Origin of the sequence: Bacillus sp. M13(2017) (genome assembly GCF_002218325.1) — a bacterium.
Taxonomy (GTDB): domain Bacteria; phylum Bacillota; class Bacilli; order Bacillales; family Bacillaceae_G; genus Bacillus_A; species Bacillus_A thuringiensis_K.
In genome coordinates this window covers 1-522 of record NZ_KZ268550.1, presented here as the reverse complement: position 1 = coordinate 522, position 522 = coordinate 1, and the positions used below count along the sequence as shown (strand labels likewise).

The following is a 522-nucleotide window of genomic DNA, read 5'->3' as shown; positions in this document are numbered from 1 at the left end:
TGGTAGTGTTATTTCCTTCTCATCCTCCCTTCCATAAGTTTGATTTTTTTTAGCAATTCGTTTTCCGCCTTTAGTAAGTTTCGTTCGGCTTCTAAACGGGCATACTTTTCTTCTAACGTAAGCTCTCTCTCAAGAGTTCTGCCAGCGTTTTCGATACGTGTATCCCTTAAACCCAATACACCATTTTTTCTATAAGCAGCACGCCATCTACTTCCCGATGACATAACTCGTTTCATTCCAATCATATCTATATCAAAACCACATTCTTCAAAAATATTTCGAGGTAGCTTTCCTTTTTCATTTTCCTCAATAAAAATATGCTTAAATTCCTCTGTATAAGTGATACCTTTCTGACTTACAGATTTTACGTATAGGTTATTTGATAGAATTTGAATTTCTCTTTCTGTAAATAGTTTTTTTGTCATTTTCAACATTCTCCGATCCCAATTTTCCTTTTATTATACAAGAAATACCCTATAGAATAGACTTTTTTCAAGTGTCTATTCTATAGGGTACATTTTA

The 522-nt window shown here is 33.3% G+C and carries 1 pseudogene; it reads right to left on the bottom strand.

The features are described 5' to 3' along the window. Window positions 1-41: 41 nt before the first annotated feature. Window positions 42-425, bottom strand: a pseudogene (locus CGQ22_RS31285) (HTH domain-containing protein); the annotation flags it as partial. Window positions 426-522: the final 97 nt, after the last annotated feature.